The 16,218-nt window shown below is 69.9% G+C and carries 17 protein-coding genes and 1 tRNA gene; 9 read left to right on the top strand and 9 right to left on the bottom strand.

The genetic code is table 11. The features are described 5' to 3' along the window. The first annotated feature begins 118 nt into the window (after positions 1 to 118). From ASG29_RS03120 to ASG29_RS03110, 3 genes are read left to right on the top strand one after another with little or no spacing between them, the layout of a single operon-like run. Entirely contained in the window at positions 119 to 970 is an 852-nt protein-coding gene (locus ASG29_RS03120; RefSeq protein WP_055979930.1) for a hypothetical protein, read from the top strand. A 4-nt stretch (positions 971 to 974) separates the two neighbouring features. Then, on the top strand, positions 975 to 3,050 hold the full coding sequence (gene flhA, locus ASG29_RS03115) for a flagellar biosynthesis protein FlhA (protein ID WP_055979927.1): 2,076 nt from the start codon (positions 975 to 977) through the stop codon (positions 3,048 to 3,050). Beyond that, a complete protein-coding gene (locus tag ASG29_RS03110; protein WP_082515573.1) occupies positions 3,047 to 3,757 on the top strand; it encodes a FliA/WhiG family RNA polymerase sigma factor in 711 nt (236 codons plus the stop codon). Before flhA ends, ASG29_RS03110 begins: the two co-directional genes overlap by 4 nt. An 85-nt stretch (positions 3,758 to 3,842) precedes the next feature. Here ASG29_RS03110 and msrA read toward each other — a convergent pair whose 3' ends face one another. Then, positions 3,843 to 4,385, bottom strand: coding sequence for a peptide-methionine (S)-S-oxide reductase MsrA (gene msrA / locus ASG29_RS03105; RefSeq protein WP_055979925.1), 543 nt, complete (start codon positions 4,383 to 4,385; stop codon positions 3,843 to 3,845). 74 nt (positions 4,386 to 4,459) lie between these two features. Here msrA and galE point away from each other — a divergent pair, with 74 nt between their 5' ends. After that, positions 4,460 to 5,458 carry a UDP-glucose 4-epimerase GalE gene (gene galE / locus ASG29_RS03100; protein WP_055979922.1) on the top strand — a complete coding sequence of 333 codons (999 nt, stop codon included), beginning with the start codon at positions 4,460 to 4,462 and terminating at the stop codon, positions 5,456 to 5,458. Then, positions 5,455 to 6,279 carry an HpcH/HpaI aldolase/citrate lyase family protein gene (locus tag ASG29_RS03095; protein ID WP_055979918.1) on the top strand — a complete coding sequence of 275 codons (825 nt, stop codon included), beginning with the start codon at positions 5,455 to 5,457 and terminating at the stop codon, positions 6,277 to 6,279. Before galE ends, ASG29_RS03095 begins: the two co-directional genes overlap by 4 nt. A 464-nt stretch (positions 6,280 to 6,743) precedes the next feature. Here the strand turns inward: ASG29_RS03095 and ASG29_RS03090 are convergent, their stop codons facing one another. From ASG29_RS03090 to folK, 3 genes are all read right to left on the bottom strand, one after another. Continuing rightward, on the bottom strand, positions 6,744 to 7,409 hold the full coding sequence (locus tag ASG29_RS03090; protein WP_055979915.1) for a phosphatase PAP2 family protein: 666 nt from the start codon (positions 7,407 to 7,409) through the stop codon (positions 6,744 to 6,746). Then, positions 7,409 to 7,484 (bottom strand) — tRNA-Lys (locus ASG29_RS03085). The genes ASG29_RS03090 and ASG29_RS03085 overlap by 1 nt, the downstream gene beginning before the upstream one ends. Continuing rightward, positions 7,475 to 7,960 (bottom strand): 2-amino-4-hydroxy-6-hydroxymethyldihydropteridine diphosphokinase, encoded by a 486-nt coding sequence (folK, locus tag ASG29_RS03080; RefSeq protein ID WP_055980795.1) that lies wholly within the window; start codon positions 7,958 to 7,960, stop codon positions 7,475 to 7,477. The genes ASG29_RS03085 and folK overlap by 10 nt, the downstream gene beginning before the upstream one ends. Positions 7,961 to 7,983: 23 nt before the next feature. Between folK and ASG29_RS03075 the strand changes: the two genes are divergently transcribed. Next, complete coding sequence (locus tag ASG29_RS03075; protein WP_055980791.1) at positions 7,984 to 8,646, top strand: uracil-DNA glycosylase; 663 nt, start codon at positions 7,984 to 7,986, stop codon at positions 8,644 to 8,646. Then, positions 8,643 to 10,238: a M28 family peptidase gene (locus tag ASG29_RS03070; protein ID WP_055979913.1), complete on the top strand. Its 1,596-nt coding sequence runs from the start codon at positions 8,643 to 8,645 to the stop codon at positions 10,236 to 10,238. Before ASG29_RS03075 ends, ASG29_RS03070 begins: the two co-directional genes overlap by 4 nt. A 186-nt stretch (positions 10,239 to 10,424) precedes the next feature. Here the strand turns inward: ASG29_RS03070 and aguB are convergent, their stop codons facing one another. The 4 genes from aguB to ASG29_RS03050 form a co-directional block, all read right to left on the bottom strand. Beyond that, a complete protein-coding gene (gene aguB, locus ASG29_RS03065) occupies positions 10,425 to 11,276 on the bottom strand; it encodes an N-carbamoylputrescine amidase (RefSeq protein ID WP_055979910.1) in 852 nt (283 codons plus the stop codon). Positions 11,277 to 11,308: 32 nt separating this feature from the next. Next, positions 11,309 to 12,049, bottom strand: coding sequence for a DUF2490 domain-containing protein (locus ASG29_RS03060; protein WP_055979907.1), 741 nt, complete (start codon positions 12,047 to 12,049; stop codon positions 11,309 to 11,311). A gap of 134 nt (positions 12,050 to 12,183) precedes the next feature. Next, complete coding sequence (locus ASG29_RS03055; protein WP_055979904.1) at positions 12,184 to 12,603, bottom strand: globin domain-containing protein; 420 nt, start codon at positions 12,601 to 12,603, stop codon at positions 12,184 to 12,186. A gap of 87 nt (positions 12,604 to 12,690) precedes the next feature. Next, the gene (locus ASG29_RS03050) at positions 12,691 to 14,025 is read right to left on the bottom strand and encodes a NupC/NupG family nucleoside CNT transporter (RefSeq protein WP_055979901.1); all 1,335 of its coding nucleotides are present in this window, start codon (positions 14,023 to 14,025) and stop codon (positions 12,691 to 12,693) included. A gap of 225 nt (positions 14,026 to 14,250) precedes the next feature. Here ASG29_RS03050 and ASG29_RS03045 point away from each other — a divergent pair, with 225 nt between their 5' ends. Further along, positions 14,251 to 14,928, top strand: a complete 678-nt coding sequence (locus ASG29_RS03045) for a queuosine precursor transporter (RefSeq protein ID WP_055979898.1) — start codon at positions 14,251 to 14,253, stop codon at positions 14,926 to 14,928. 22 nt (positions 14,929 to 14,950) lie between these two features. Here the strand turns inward: ASG29_RS03045 and ASG29_RS17135 are convergent, their stop codons facing one another. After that, entirely contained in the window at positions 14,951 to 15,112 is a 162-nt protein-coding gene (locus ASG29_RS17135; protein ID WP_235532740.1) for a hypothetical protein, read from the bottom strand. Positions 15,113 to 15,295: 183 nt separating this feature from the next. On the opposite strand from ASG29_RS17135, the gene argB reads away from it, so the two are divergent. Further along, positions 15,296 to 16,192, top strand: a complete 897-nt coding sequence (argB, locus tag ASG29_RS03035; RefSeq protein ID WP_055979895.1) for an acetylglutamate kinase — start codon at positions 15,296 to 15,298, stop codon at positions 16,190 to 16,192. Positions 16,193 to 16,218 lie beyond the last annotated feature (26 nt).

Below are 16,218 nucleotides of genomic sequence, written 5' to 3'. Positions count from 1 at the left end.
GAAAAGGTGCCTCGCAGAGCGGTTCCCCTCGGTGAGACATCGGCCCCTCCCCCAACCCCCTCCCCGTAGGGGAGGGGGCTACGACAAAACTTGGCACGCCCCTTGCTGATATGGGCGCATGACCGTCACCGCGATCACCGCCGCCACGCAGCGCGTCACGTCCGCGATCCAGACCGCGGCGCAGCGCACCGGCATCGATTTCGATTATCTGCTGGGACAGGCGAAGCTGGAAAGCGGCCTGAACGCGCAGGCGCGCGCGGGCACCTCGTCCGCCACCGGGCTGTACCAGTTCATCGAATCCAGCTGGCTGTCCGTCGTGAAGAAGCACGGCGCCGAACACGGCCTCGGCTGGGCCGCGGACAGCATCGGGCGCAACGCCAGTGGCCGCCTGACCGTCGCCAACGGCAATCGCGCCGCGATCCTCGCGCTGCGCAACAATCCCGAAGTCGCATCGCTCATGGCCGCCGAACATGCGGGCGACAACAAGCAGGCATTGGAAGGGGCGCTGGGCCGCGAGGCGACGGGCACCGATCTGTACATGGCGCATTTCCTGGGCCTGGGCGGCGCGCGCCAGTTCCTGGGCGCGATGCAGGGCAATCCCGATCGCAGCGCGGCGTCGCTCTTCCCCGCCGCCGCGCGCGCCAACCGCAACGTCTTCTTCGAACGCGACGGCAGCGCGCGGTCGCTGGCGCAGGTGTACGAACGCTTCGGCAACAAGCTGGGCGGCAGCGGCGCGGGCGAGACCGCGGCCGCCAACCGCGTGTCCTTCGCCGCGCAGACATTGTCGCTGGGCATGTCGGGGGCGGACGACGCCACCGTCGTCACCGGCGACGGGCAGAGCGCCGCCGACGCGCTCGGCTGGGCGCGTACGGCGCTCACCACCACCAACGAAAAGGCCGGCAGCCTGCTACGCCCCACGCCCGCGACCGCGCGGCTGGCGTACATGATGCTCGCCGGCATGGGACGCTGACGCGATGAAGATGCTCGCCTCCCTCCGTCGCTCGGCGCTGCCCGCCGCGATCATGCTGCTCGTCCTGCTGATGGTCGTGCCGATCCCGGCGGCCATGCTGGACATCTTCTTCGTCCTGAACATCATGATAAGCCTCGCGGTGCTGATGGTGGCGCTGAACGCGCAGAAGCCGCTCGACTTCTCCGCCTTCCCCAGCGTGCTGCTGTTCGCCACGCTGTTCCGTCTCGGCCTCAACGTCGCCTCCACCCGCGTCGTGCTGGTCCACGGGCATGAGGGCGAGGCCGCGGCGGGCCATGTGATCGAGGCGTTCGGCACGTTCGTGATCGGCGGCGACTATGTCGTCGGCATCTTCGTCTTCGCGATCATCGTCATCATCAACCTGATCGTGGTGACCAAGGGCGCGGGCCGCGTCAGCGAGGTGTCCGCGCGCTTCACCCTCGACGCGCTGCCCGGAAAGCAGATGGCGATCGACGCCGACCTCAACGCCGGCCTCATCACGCCCGAACAGGCGAAGGCGCGCCGGATCGAGGTGTCGACCGAGGCCGATTTCTACGGCTCAATGGACGGTTCGTCCAAGTTCGTGAAGGGCGATGCGATCGCGGGCCTGCTGATCCTGGCGGCCAACGTCGTCGGCGGCCTGATCCTCGGCCCGGTCAGCCACGGGCTGACGATCGGCGCGGCGGCGCAGGCCTATACGATGCTCGCGATCGGCGACGCGCTGGTGGCGCAGGTTCCCGCGCTGCTGCTCTCCATCGCCGCCGCCTCGATCGTCACCCGCGTGTCCAGCGAGAAGGACCTGGCGGGCCAGATCGGTGCGCAGTTCGGCTCGGCACGGACGTGGACGCCGGTCGCGGTCATCCTCGCGCTGCTGGGGCTCATGCCCGGCATGCCGCATTTCGTCATCCTGCCGATCGCGGCGGGCGCGGGCTTCGCCGCGTGGAAGCTGAAGCAGATCGCCGCCCGCCCCGTCATCGCGGAGGCCGCCCCCGTCGCGGACGAGGCCGCGGACCCGTCGACGATCGACTGGGACGACGTGACCGAGGGGATGATGGTCAACCTCGACATCGGATACGGCCTCGTGCCGCTGGTCGACGAGCGTCGCGGCGCGCCGCTGATGGCGCGGATCACCGGCGTGCGGCGGCAATTGTCGAAGGAACTGGGCTTCGTCGTGCCGCAGGTGCGCGTGCGCGACGACATCAACCTCGCCCCCTACACCTATCGCCTGATGCTGGGCGGCGTGTGCGTGGGCGAGGATCAGGTGTCGCCCGACGAGATGCTCGCGCTCGATACCGGGCAGGGCTACGGCATGTTGCAGGGCAAGACCGCGAAGGATCCCACATTCGGGCTCGACGCGACGTGGATCGCCCCCGGCGACGCCGACGCCGCGACCGGCCAGGGCTATCTGGTCGTCGATTCGGGCACCGTCATCGCCACGCACCTGAACCACGCGCTCGGCGCCAATTCCGCCGACCTGCTCGGCGCGGACGAGGTGCAAGCGCTGCTCGACGGCCTGAAGGAACGCAACCCGCAACTCGTCGCCGCCCTGTGTCCGCAACCGCTGTCGGTCACGACGCTGACGACGGTGCTGAAGTCGCTACTGGCCGAAGGGATCGCGCTGAAGGAATTCCGCCGCATCGCCGCCGCCATCGCCACCGCAGGCCAGCGCAGCCACGAGGCGCACGAGATCGTCGAGCTGATCCGCCCCGACCTCGGCCCGCTCATCATCCAGAAGCTGGCGGGCGTGCGCGAACCGCTGCGCGTCATGACGCTGGAGGGCGGTCTGGAGCAATTGCTGGGTCAGGCGATGCGCGCCGATCCCTCGCGCCACGTCATCGAACCCGAACTCGGCCGTCGCATCGTCGACGCGCTGCAATCCGCCGCGCAGCCGCTGATCGCGGAGGCCAAGCCCTTCGCGCTGGTCGTCCAGCCCGCGATCCGCGTCGCGATCCGCAAACTCGTCCGTTCCATCCTGCCGGATACCCCCGTCATGAGCTTCTTCGAAGTCCCCGAGGACAAGGCCGTCGAGGTCGTCGCCGTGATCGGCGGCGCGACGCACCAGCCCACGGCGCTCGCGGCATGACCGGCGCGCTGACCTACACCCCGCGCATGAAGGCGCGCGACGAGAACGCGCTGGTGCAGGAACACCTGCCGCTCGTCCGCCGTCTCGCGTGGCACGTCCACGGCTCGGTTTCGACCGCGATCGAGGTGGAGGACCTGATCCAGGTCGGCCTCGTCGCGCTGGTCGAGGGAGTCGCCGCGTTCGAGGATCGCGGGCAGGTGACGCTGAAGCAATATCTCGTCACCCGGTGCCGCGGCGCGATGATCGACGAACTCAGGCGCCATGCCGCGATGACGCGCGGCGCGATCCGCCGCCGCCGCGACTATGCCCGCGTGCAGGCGTCGCTGGCGAACGTCCTCGGCCGCGCGCCGACGGACGCCGAACTGGCCGCGCAGCTGGGCGTGTCGGTCGAAAAGCTGCGGCAGGAATATGAGACCGCGCAGGCGGTGAAATACGAATCGATCGACGAGGTGTACGCCGACGACCAGCCGTGGTTCGCCGATTCGACCCCCGACGCCTTCGCCCAGCTATCCGACGCGCAGACCCGCGACCGCCTGATCGCCGCGATCGCCAGCCTGCCCGAACGCGAGCAGATGGTGATCCAGCTGTACCATGTGGAGGAACTGAACCTGGAGGAGATCGGCCAGGTCCTGAACGTCGGCGCCGCGCGCGTCTGCCAGATCAAGGCCGCGGCGCACGCCCGGCTGAAGAAGGCGATGCGGGGATGATCGTCATTGCGAGCGCAGCGCGGCAATCCAGGGCGACGCATCCGGCCCTGGATTGCTTCGCTGCGCTCGCAATGACGACGTCACATCACATCACCGCCGCCGACTTCACCCGCCCCTGGAAACTCTTCCGCAATTTCTGCAACTTGGGCGGAATGATCGCCAGGCAGTACGGATTGCGCTGCCCCTCCCCGTCCCAATATTCCTGGTGGTAATCCTCCGCCGGATACCATTCGTCCGCGGTTTCGATCGTCGTCACGATCGGCGCGGACTGGTCCGCCTGCGCGCGCGCGATCGCCTGGTTCGCCTGCTCCTCCTGCATCACCGTCGTCGGGAAGATGGCGGAGCGATATTGCGTGCCGACGTCGTTGCCCTGCCGGTTCAGCTGCGTCGGATCGTGCGTGGCGAAGAAGATGTCGAGCAGGTCGCCGTAGCTCACCTGTTCGGGATCGAAGCCGACGCGAATCGCCTCCGCATGGCCGGTGTCGCCGCCGCACACCTGCTTGTACGTGGGATTGGCGATATGGCCGCCGATATAGCCGCTCTCCACGCTCTCCACGCCGATCACGTCCTTGAACACCGCCTCGGTGCACCAGAAGCATCCGCCTGCCAGCGTCGCATATTCCGTCATGAGCAAACTCCTTTGCGACCCATGTAGGAAGCCGCTACCGCCCCCGCAAAGGAAGCCGCGGCAAAGGAATGGGCATGGCGTTCGACGGTAGGGTGATGGTGACCGGCGGCGCCGGCTATATCGGCAGCCATGCGGTGCTGGCGCTGCTGGACGCCGGACACGACGTGGTGGTGGTCGACAATCTCGTCACCGGCTTCGCGCGCGCGGTCGATCCGCGCGCGACGTTCGTCGAGATGGCGGTGGAGGACCCGCGCATGGCCGACGTCCTGCGCGACCATGGCGTCGCCGCGATCATGCATTTCGCGGGCTCCGTCGTCGTCCCCGAATCGGTCGCCGATCCGCTGAAATATTATCGCAACAACACCGCCGCGACGCGCACCCTGATCGAAAGCGCGGTCGCCGCCGGGGTCGCGCACCTGATCTTCTCCAGCACCGCCGCCACCTACGGCAGCCCCGACAAGGTGCCCGTGGCGGAGGGCGACCCCACCGTCCCGATCAATCCGTACGGCATGTCGAAATTGATGAGCGAGGCGATGCTGAAGGACGTCGCCGCCGCGCATCCGCTGAACTACGCCGCGCTGCGCTATTTCAACGTCGCGGGAGCGGACCCGCAGGGGCGCAGCGGCCAGTCGACCGTCGGCGCGACCCACCTCATCAAGATCGCGGTGGAGGCGGCGCTGGGCAAGCGCGCGCACGTCGGCGTCTACGGCACCGACTTCCCGACGCGCGACGGCACCGGCGTGCGCGACTATATCCATGTCGCCGATCTCGCCGCCGCGCATGTCGCCGCGCTCGACTGGCTGGTCGCGCATCCGGGCGAGAGCGTGACGCTCAACTGCGGCTACGGCCGCGGCTTTTCGGTCATGGAGGTGCTCGACGCGGTCGACCGCATCACCAACCGTCCGCTCGATCGCCGGATGGAGCCGCGCCGCGCGGGCGACCCGGCGGAACTGATCGCGGACAATCGCGCCATCCTCGCCACGCTGGACTGGACGCCGCGCCACGCCGACCTCGACCGCATCGTCGGCGACGCGCTGGCATGGGAACGCACGCTGGGGGAGACGGGACGATGACGCGGCTGCGCTCGCTGCTGTTCGTGCCGGGCGACCGGCCGGAACGGATGGAAAAGGCGCTCGGCCTCGGCGCCGACGCGCTGATCCTCGACCTGGAGGATTCGGTCGCGCCGTCGCGCAAGCCCGATGCGCGCGCCGCGGTCCGCGCCTTCCTCGACGCGCGCCACGACGGCCCCGCCCTGTTCGTCCGCGTCAATCCGCTCGACGGCGACGAACTGGCCGCCGACGTCGCCGCGCTGACCGGCGCCGCGCTCGACGGCGTGATGCTGCCCAAGGCCGAGGGGAACGCGTCGGTCGAACGCCTTCGCGCCTTGCTCCCCGGCGCCTATCGCGTCCTGCCCGTCGCCAGCGAGACCGCGCGCGCGGTCTTCACCCTCGGCGACTATCGCGGCGACCATCTCGCCGCGCTGACCTGGGGTGCGGAGGACCTCCCCGCCGCGATCGGCGCCAGCACGTCGCGCGAGGAGGACGGCGGCTACACCGATCCGTACAAGGTCGTCCGCGCGCTGACATTGTTCGGGGCGCATGCCGCGGGCGTGCCCGCGATCGAGACCGTCTATCCCGACTTCCGCGACACCGATGGCCTCGCCGCCTATGCCGCGCGCGGTCGCCGCGACGGCTTCACCGGCATGATGGCGATCCACCCCGCACAGATCCCGACCATCAACGCCGCCTTCTCCCCCAGCGAAGCCGAACTGGCCCATGCCCGCGCGGTGGTGGCATTGTTCGCCGCCAATCCCGGTGCGGGCGCGCTGCAAATGGACGGCAGGATGGTCGACGCCCCCCACCTGAAGGCGGCCGAGCGCCTGCTGAACCAATAATATCCTCCCCGGCACGGCGCAGCAGGCTGGTGGAGGGGGAGCGCCACAGGCGGAATAGCCATCAGTTCACGCGAAGCCGCAAAGCCGCGAAGAGGAAGAAGGGGTTTCGTGCGGAGGCGCAGAGACGCGGAGAGGAAAGGAAGATTGTGCGGCCACTCGTCTCGCGCCAGCGAGACCCTCGACAGCGAGGCTGCCGAATCAAAAGGCTGCCGAAGCAGCCGAAACCTCCCCGCGAACGCGACACCTCCGCGTCTCCGCGCCTCCGCGCGAACCAGACCTTCTTCCTTCTCTTCGCGTCATCGCGTCTTCGCGCGAACAATCCTCTTTCGGCTACGAGCGGCCGCTGTCCTACATATCCCCGCTGCGCTATGGTCTCCCACGCTCTTTCCCATCGTCGCGCGCCCTCGCCACTCCCGCGCCGGACCGGCGCATCGACGGGAAGGATTTCCCCTCCGCACGTGGCGTCAACTTTGTAAACTTCCGCGGCCGGCCTTCACCCGCCGCGCGATCCACCACCACGCCAGCGCCCACCACGTCCCCGCGCACCATCCCGCCGCCACGTCGGACGGCCAGTGGACGCCCAGATACACCCGGCTGATCCCGATCGCTCCCACCAGCAGGATCGCCACCGCCAGCGTGTAGCGCCGCACGCCGCGCCCGCGCTCCACCTGCGTCACGAGGCTGGCCAGCGTCAGGTACACGATCGCGCCGTTCGTGGCATGGCCGCTGGGGAAGCTCAGCCCCGTCACCGGCACCAGATGATCCACCAGCTCCGGTCGCGGCCGCGCGATCCACAGTTTCGCCTGCCCCGCCAGCAGCCCCCCGCTCGCCGTCGCCAGCACCAGCAACGCCGCGGTCCGCCACTGCCGCTGCACCAGCAGGAACCCCGCCGCCGCGATCACCACGCCGGTCAGGATCACGCCGTCGCCCAGCGCGGTCACGTCGATCATCGCGGCGCGCAGGCCCGGCCCGCCCGCCGCGCGAAGCCACAGCATGATCGCCCGGTCCCATCCGCGCGGTGCGATATCGGTCGCGATGGACAGGAACAGCAGCAGGCCGACGACACCGCTGACGCCCGCCGCGGCCAGCAGGATTCGCGGCGGTCGCGACGGCCCGGCGGCGGCAGGCATGGTGGGTCCGCCGGGGCTCGAACCCGGGACCTCTCGATTAAAAGTCGCTTGCTCTACCAACTGAGCTACGGACCCACATGCAGGGGCAAGCGCCTACGGCGTGTCTCTTGCGCAAGCAAGTGCCGGACGCGTCGCCCGGTGACGGGATCGCGCCACGACGGCGCCAGCTCGGCCAGCAGCGCCAGCACGAAGGCGCGCGTGCGAAAGGCGACATGCGGCACGACCAGCCCCGGCGACGCCCACATGCCCCCGGACCATAGCACGATGTCCAGGTCGATCACGCGCTCGCCCCAGCGCCGCCCGCGGCGCCGCCCGAAATCGCGCTCGATATCCTTCAACCACGCCAGCATCGCCTCGGGCTCCCGATCCGTGCGTACCAACGCCACCGCATTGGCGAAGGTCCGCGTCGACGGTCCTATCGGCGCCGACGCCACGATCCGCGATGCGAGGCCGCCCAGCCGGTCGAGCGCGGCGGCGACCTCCGCCCGTGGGCCGCCGTGCCGTCCGCGACGATTCGATCCGACGGCGACGACATAGGTTGAGGTTCGCATGCCGACGCGCCTATCGCATGGCGATGCGCTTCGCACCCTCCCCCATCCCCGAAACCGAGCCGCCGCGCGATTGCCCGCGCTGCCCCCGCCTCGTCGCCTTCCGCGAGGAACTGCGCGCCGAATACCCCGACTGGTGGAACGCCCCCGTGAACGCCTTCGGCGACCGCGACGCGTGGCTCGCCATCATCGGCCTCGCGCCCGGAAAGCATGGCGCGAACCGCACCGGCCGCCCCTTCACCGGCGACCACGCCGGGGTCCTGCTGTTCGACACGCTGGCGAAGTTCGGGCTGGCGACCGGCACCTACCGGGCGACGCCGGAGGACGATCTGGCGCTGACCGGCGCGATCGTCATCAATGCGGTCAAATGCCTGCCGCCACAGAACAAGCCCACGCCGGAGGAAATCCGCACCTGCCGCCCGTTCCTGGAGGGGCAGGCCGCCGCGCTCCCCAACGCCCGCGTGTTCGTGGCACTGGGCCAGATCGCGCACCAGTCCGCGGTGAAGACGCTGGGCGGCCGCCTGCCCAAGGCGAAGTTCGGCCACCTCGCCGAACATCGCATGCCCGACGGCCGCCTCCTGCTCGATAGCTATCATTGCAGCCGCTACAACCAGAACACCGGGCGGCTGACGCCGGAGATGTTCGAGGCGGTGTTCGCCCGCGCGCTCGAACTGAAGGACCTGTCATGATCCGTCTCGCCGTCCTGCCGCCGCTGGCCGCGCTCCTCCTCGCCGCCGCCGATCCCGCGCCCCCGCTCCTGTCGCCCGCGCGGATCAAGGCCGATATCGCGGTGCTCGCGAGCGACGAATACAAGGGCCGCGGCCCCGCGCAGGCGGGCGAGGCCCCGACGCTCGCCTTACTCGAGAAACGCTTCCGCGACCTGGGCCTGACGCCGCAGCGGCAGGCGGTGCCGATGGTCCGCCTGACCCGCACCGCGGCGCGCTTCTCGCTCAACAAGGCGGTGCTGACGCCGGGGAAGGAGATCGCCGCCACGTCGGGCATCGTCGGCACGACCGATCTCGCGCCCACCGGCATCGTGTTCGTCGGCTACGGCATGACCGATCCGAAACTCGGCTACGATCCCTATGCCGGCGTCGACGTGAAGGGGAAGGTCGTCCTCGCGCTCGCCGGCGACCCGGACAGCGAAGCGGGCCACGACCTCGGCTTCGGCGGGCGCGCGCTGGCGCAGGCCGCGCGGGGCAAGGCGGCGGAGGCATGGAAGCGCGGTGCCGCGGCCTTCCTGACGCTGCACGAGGATTTCGCGGCGAGCTACCCCTGGCTCCAGCGCGCGAGCAGCGACCCCGCCCCCGCCTACCGCCTCGACGACGGCACTGATCCGCCCGCATTCGGTATCCGCGGCTCGCTGCGCGAGGATATCGGGCGCCGGCTGCTGACGGATTCGGGAATCGACCTCGACCGCGAAAAGGTCGCCGCCCGCGCGCCCGCCTGGCGCGCAAGGCCGCTGGCAGGCGCCACCTTCGCCGGCCATGTCGAAACGGTGCAGGACCGCGTCGTCAGCCACAATGTCGTCGCGGTCCTGCCCGGCACCGATCCCGCGGCGGGCAGCATCCTCTACGGCGCGCATTGGGACGCCTATGGCGACAACGCGTGGGACCCGCCCGCCGACCGCATCCGCAACGGCGCGGTCGACAATGCCACCGGCACCGCCACGCTGCTGGAGGTCGCGCGCGCCTTCGCCACCGGCCCGCGCCCGCGCCGCTCGGTCGTGTTCGGCCTGTGGACCGCGGAGGAGAAGGGCCTGCTCGGCGCCTATTGGTACGCCGCGCACCCGCTCCTGCCGCTCGCCACCACGGCGGCGCAGTTCAACCTCGATCCCCATGTCGTCTTCCCGCGTACCCGCACGCTCGAACTGATCGGCCCCGGCCGCACCCCGCTGGAGGCCGAGCTGACCCGCGTCGCCGCCGCGCAAGGACTGGCGGTCGTGCCGGAGGAGAACAGCGAGGCCGGCTGGTACTTCCGTTCCGATCACCTGCCCTTCGCGGAAAAGGGCGTCCCCGGCGTCTATTTCCGCGCCGGTCGCGACCTCGTCACCGGCGGCCGCGCGGCGGGCGAGGCCTGGCGCGCGCGCTACAATGCGCGCTGCTACCACCAGCCATGCGACGAATACGACCCGCGCTGGGACCTGACCGGCGCGGCGCAGGAAGGCAGCGTCGCGCTGGCGCTGGGCCGCGAGATCGCCGGATCGACGCGATGGCCGGGGTGGAACGCCGGCTCCCCCTACGCCACCGTGCGCGCGGCGAGCGACGCAGAACGCCGCTAGAAAGATCCTCCCCGGAACGGGGAGGGGGAGTGCGGGGTCGAACGCGCCCCGCGCGTTCGAGAGCCGTCCGGGGGACGGCTCGGCCCCGCGCTCGGCGCGCAGCGGCGTGGTGGAGGGGCTTGCGGAGCGCTGCCAAAGCCCCTCCACCATCCTTCGGATGGTCCCCCTCCCGTGCCGGGGAGGATATCAAACATCCTCGACCAGCCGCCCGTACAATTCCGGCCGCCGGTCGCGGAAGAACCCGAACGCCGCGCGATGCCGCCGCACGACGTCCAGGTCGAACGTCGCCACGATCACCCCCTCATCCTCGCGCCCCAGCTCCTGCACCACGTCCCCGCGCTCGTCGCAGATGAAGCTGGTGCCGTAGAACGTCTGTCCATGCTCCACGCCTACGCGATTAGCGGCGACGATCGGCACCACGTTCGACACCGCATGACCCACCATCGCGCGCCGCCACAATCGCGCGGTGTCCAGCGACGTATCGTGCGGCTCGCTGCCGATCGCGGTGGGGTACAACAGCACCTGCGCCCCCATCAGCATCATCGCGCGCGCGGTTTCGGGATACCATTGGTCCCAGCAGACGCCGACGCCCAATGTCGTCCGGTCCGGCCCGTCCCACACCTTGAAGCCGGTGTTCCCGGGGCGGAAATAGAATTTCTCCTCATATCCCGGCCCGTCGGGGATATGGCTCTTGCGATACACGCCGCGCACCTCGCCGTCCGGGCCGATCATCGCCAGCGAATTATAGTGATGCGGCCCGTCCAGCTCGAAGAAGCTGGTCGGGATCCACACCTGCAACGCCTCCGCCAGCGCCTGCATCGCCAGCACCGCCTTATGCTCGCGCACCGGCGCGGCATTGGCGAACAGCGCCTCTTCCTCCACGCGGCAGAAATATTCGCCCTCGAACAATTCGGGCGGCAGGATCACCCGCGCGCCGCGCCCGTGCGCCTCGCGCACCGCGTCGGAAACCTTGGCGATATTGGCGTCGATATCGGCCGAAAAGGACAATTGGAGCGCGGCGACGGTGATGCTGGTCATGCCTGCCACATAAGGCGTCGCGGCGCGTGCCGCTACCGCTCCGGCTCGCCCGTGGGGTTGCGCGGCCCCACCCCCGGTCCGATCGTCGGCGCGACGCGGGGCGCGCGGACCTTGGGGCGCAGGCCGATCGACACGCCCAGCACCAGTGCGTGGTTCATGTTCCTCATCCCCGCGGGCGTCCGCGCCAGCCGCTGGTTGAGATAGCCCAGCTCGAACACCGCCGCCTCCCCCGCGGGCACGCGCACCCCCGCGAAGGTCCACAGGTCGTCATATCCCCGTCGCGCGCCCCAGTCGGTGCGGTTCAGGTTCCAGTACAATTCGGTCGACACCACCCCGACCGGCCCGTTGTCGCGCGACGTCAGCGGGCGCGCCAGGATCAGGCTTTGCGCCACGCGCAGGTTCCAGTCCTGCCCCAGCGACCGCCGCCGCTGCTCGATCCGCGTCTGCCCGCGGATGCCCAGTTTCCCCAACGCGCCGAGGCGATAGGCGAATTGCTGGAAGAAGCGGTCCTCGTTGAATCCGCGCGGCAACCGCTCCCCGTCGATCCACGCGTACAGATAGCCCGCCGACACCACGAGCGACTCGTTGGCGCGATAGGAGATGACGGGCGGGATGATCGTGATCGGCGCGGTGACCGCATTGGCGCTGGATATCCGCGGCAGGATGTCGACCGACACGAACCAGTCGTCGTTCAGCGGCGCGACCAGCTGGATGCTGCCCCAGACCTGCCGCCCGTGGTTCGTCTGCCCCGACGCGGGCGTGGCGGCGACCAATGCGCACGACAGCGCGAAACGACCCAGGATATCGATGACGGCCCTCCCCTTTTTGCGGGAAGCAACGCGCCGCGCGCGCCGACGCCCGGCCGGCAACAATAAATTACCCGGCCGGCAGTCCCCGCCCCATGGGGTCAGGCGGGGGGATAGGCCGCCGCGAGCATGATCCGCGCCACGTCGGCGTACAACGCCTCCCATGCGGCGCGCGTCTCCGCCGGGAAACCGCCCGGCGACATCTCGTCGAACGTGTCGATCAGGACCGTGCCGACCTGCGGGTAATGGTGCGGCTTCACGCCGTATTGAACGTGCCGCCGCGCCAGGTCGGCCAATGTGGGACGCAGCGACGGCAGGTCGTCGATCGCCTCGACCAGCGCATCGATCGAGGCGCGGAACACGATCACCTGGCGCGTCATGTCGTCGGGGAACAGCGACCGCGCGAACGGGTGGCGGTCGAACAGGCGGTGATAGAACAGCGCCGCATAATCCTCCGCCATGCGCGAAAATCGCGCATGGCTGTCGGCGATCAGTTCGGCCTGCTCGGCAGACACGTTCATCCGCGCTCCCCCTGCACCCGGTATAGCATCATCGGATCGCCCGCGCATCGGCCGCGACGGCCGGGCCGCCCCGGGTACATCCGTGCGTCACGCGATCAGCAATCCGGCCAGCGCCGCGCTCATCAGGTTCGCCAGGCTGCCCGCCGCCAGCGCGCGCAGGCCCAGCCGCGCGATCATCGGCCGCTGGTTGGGCGCCAGGCTGCCCGTCACCGCCATCTGGATCGCGATCGAGCTGAAATTGGCGAAACCGCACAGCGCGAACGTCACGATCGCGACCGTCCGCGGGCTCAGCGCCGCGGCCTGCTTGCCCAGGTCGATATAGGCCACGAACTCGTTCAGCACGATCTTCTCGCCGAACAGGCCGCCCGCGATCCCCGCCTCGTTCCACGGGATGTTCAGCAGGAACATCACCGGCTGGAACACATGCCCCAGCAATCCCTGGAAACTCAGCTCGGGATGCCCGAACCACCCGCCCACGCCGCCCAGTAGGCCGTTGGCCAGCGCGACCAGCGCCACGAACGCCAACACCATCGCACCGACCGCGACCGCCAGCTTGACGCCGGTCTGCGCGCCCTGCGCCGCCGCCATGATGAGGTTCGCGGGCTTCTCCTCGTCGTGCGTCGCCTCGGGCAGCGGCTCGCCCGGCGTGCCCTCCGGCAGCAGCGCGGCGGGTCCGCGCCCGCTGACGCGCGCCTCCGCCAGGTCGATCTGCCGGTTCCCGTCGGGCAGGTCGCCCAGCGGCAGCTCGCCCTCGGGCGCCACCGTCCGGTCGGGCATGATGATCTTCGCCATCAGGATGCCGCCCGGCGCCGCCATGAAACTGGCCGCCAGCAGATATTCGATGCTGACCCCCATCGACGCATAGGCCGCCAGGATCGTCCCCGCGACGCCCGCCATCCCGCTGGTCATGACGGTGAACAATTGCGCGGGCGTCAGCGCGGCCAGGTACGGCCGGATCACCAGCGGCGATTCGCTCTGCCCGACGAAGATGTTCGCCGCCGCGCACAGGGACTCCACCTTGCTGGTGCCGATCACCTGCTCGATCGCGCCGCCGATCCAGCGCACGATCAACTGCATCACGCCCAGGTAATACAGGATCGAGACCAGGCTGGCGAAGAAGATGATGACGGGCAGCGCCGCGATCGCGAAGCTGTTGCCCCCGACCGCGGGGCTGGCGAGGTTGCCGAACAGGAATTCGGTGCCCCGCTGCGAATAGCCCAGCAACGCCGCGACTCCCGACGACGCGCCCGCCAGCGCGGCGCGCCCCGGCGTCCAGTACAGCACGATGACCGCGATCAGCGCCTGCAACGCGAACGCGCTGGCGACCACGCGCGGCCGGATCGCGCGCCGGTCCGTCGACAGAAGCAACGCCAGCAGGAGGATGACCGCGATACCGGCCAGGCCGATCAGGATACGCTGCATGGAACCCTTGCGAAATTGACGCAGGCGGTCCCCCCGCGTGCGGTCGCACCCTTACACGCTGCGACGACGGGGGAAAGTGTCGTGCGACGGTCGCGTCCCCGCGCCGGCGGGGACCCGCGGTCAGGCAGAACGACGGCCGTTGCTCCTGAACCCCTGGGCTCCCGCCCGCGCGGGAGCACGACGCGGGACATTGACCCCCACGCCCAAGCCGGTAGCGTCCCGGCGATGGAATCGCCCCCGTCGCACCGCCTGTCGCCCCCCGCCCTGTTCGCCTTCGCCATCTTCTACGGCGGCATGGTCTGCATCGCGGGCGTGCTGGGCAACAAGCAGGTCGCGCCGTGGCCGATCGACCAGATCGGCTACCCCGTCCTGGGCCGCCCGCTGGCGGTGGAGGCGGGGATCTTCGCCTTCCTGCTGCTGGTGGTCGCGTCCAGCGCGGTGGCGGAACTGTACGGGCGGACGGTCGCGAACCGGCTGGTGCGGATCGGGTTCGTGCCGCTGATCGTGTCGATGCTGCTGACCTTCGTCGTCCTCGCGGTCCCCGCCTCCCCCGAAATGCAGCCGCAGCGGCTGGCCGCGTTCGAACTGATGATGGGCGCCACGCCGCGCATCTGGCTCGGCGGCATCGTCGCCTATGGCGTGTCGCAGACGCTGAACGTCACGATCTTCGCCTGGCTGAAGGGGCGCGAGGGGGCGGGCATGCTCTGGCTGCGCGCCGGGCTCGCCAGCGTGCTCAGCCAGATCGTCGATACCCTGCTGTTCGTGACGATCGCCTTCTACGGCGAATTTCCGGTCGGCCCGCTGCTGGCGGGACAGATGCTGGCGAAGGTGGTGCTGTCCGCCGTGCTGGTACCGCCGCTGATCTACGCCTTCGTCTGGCTGGGGCGGCGGCTCGATCGCTAGGCGACCGGCCGCCGCCGCCGCCTCATTCGGCCTTCGCCGCCTCGGCCATCGCGACCGCGGTTCCGCTGACGGGGCGGATGTGGAACCACTCCTGCCGGTCGATCATGACCAGGAACCCCAGCACGCACACGCCGAAGGCCAGGGCGAACAGCGAGGACCACAGGGTTTCGTTCGATTGATTCACGGGCGAACTCCATGTTGCGACGCAGCAGGAGATATGACGCGCGTTTTTCCGGCGTCCGATCGAACCGTAAGGAAATCTTTCCGTCACCGCGCCCCGCCCTGCGCCGCGTCGACGGGGCGGTCGCGCGCCGCGGCGAGCGGCATGGCTTTGCGGTCCGCGCGCGCCGCGGCTATGCCCCGCGCCATGACCGACCCCATGCTCTCCCCCGAACTGAAGGCCGAAACGCTGGTGGAGGCGTTGCCCTACCTGCAACGCTACGCCGGGCAGACCTTCGTCGTGAAATACGGCGGCCACGCGATGGGTGATCCGGAGGCGCAGGCCGATTTCGCGGAGGACGTGGTGCTGCTGAAGGCGGTGGGCATCAATCCCGTCGTGGTCCACGGCGGCGGGCCGCAGATCGGGCGGATGCTGGCGCGCCTCGGCGTCGAATCGCGCTTCGTCGACGGGCTTCGCGTCACCGACGCCGAAACCGCGCAGATCGCCGAAATGGTCCTGGCCGGATCGATCAACAAGGAAATCGTCAGCTGGATCGGCCGCGCCGGGGGCCGCGCGGTGGGGCTGTCGGGCAAGGACGCGCGGCTGGTGCAGGCGGAGAAGGTCGGCGGCCGCGATCCCGATCCCAACCAGGGGATCGAGCGGAAGGTGGACCTGGGCTTCGTCGGCGAACCCGTCGCGGTCGACCGCCGCATCATCGACACGCTGGTCGGCGACGGCATCATCCCCGTCATCGCCCCGATCGGCATCGGCGCGGACGGCCACACCTACAACATCAACGCCGACACGATGGCGGGCGCGATCGCCGCCGCGATCGGCGCGGCGCGCTTCTTCCTGCTGACCGATGTGAAGGGCGTGCTGGACAAGGCGGGCGAGCTGCTGACCGACCTGACCCCCGACGACGTCCGGCGGTTGCGCGCCGACGGGACGATCACCGGCGGCATGATCCCGAAACTGGAGACGTGCGTCGCCGCGGTGGAGGCGGGCGTCGACGCCGCGGTCGTCCTCGACGGCCGCGTTCCCCATGCCATGCTGCTGGAAATCTTCACGAAACGCGGCGCGGGCACGCTGATCCGGCGGGAGTGAGAACCTCCCCGTTCGTGCTGAGGGCG

The sequence above is a fragment of the Sphingomonas sp. Leaf412 genome (genome assembly GCF_001425405.1).
GTDB lineage: Bacteria > Pseudomonadota > Alphaproteobacteria > Sphingomonadales > Sphingomonadaceae > Sphingomonas.
Note: the sequence above shows the minus strand (reverse complement) of the source record. Positions and strands in the feature narration are given on the sequence as shown.